Consider the following 273-nt stretch of genomic DNA (forward strand, 5'->3'; position numbering starts at 1 on the left):
GTGCATCCATCCTCACACCTTGCCCCCCTCATAGGCGAGGCTCACCGACGCGCCAGGAGCCCACGCACGCACCGGCACGGACACCTGCTCACCCACTCGGCCCTCGAAAGGCTTGGTGTCCGGAACTGTGAGGGTGGAGAGTTGAACGAGGCCACGGTTATCGAGGCCCTCGATCTGGAGAACCGGGCGGGTGGGGATCACCTCGCCGGTCTTCTTGTTGACGCCACCACCCAGGGTGGTGACTGCTCGAATGGTGCCGGTCAGCGTGAGCAT

Annotated in this window: 1 protein-coding gene; it reads right to left on the reverse strand. The window is 64.8% G+C overall.

Going from position 1 to position 273, the window contains the following annotated elements; translation table 11 throughout:
- Positions 1 to 12: 12 nt before the first annotated feature.
- Positions 13 to 273: hypothetical protein (locus ABG80_RS22615; protein ID WP_058087163.1), on the reverse strand; the 261-nt coding region annotated here is incomplete at its 5' end.

It is taken from the genome of Aquabacterium parvum (genome assembly GCF_001447195.1).
In the GTDB taxonomy this organism is placed as follows: Bacteria; Pseudomonadota; Gammaproteobacteria; order Burkholderiales; family Burkholderiaceae_C; genus Aquabacterium; species Aquabacterium parvum.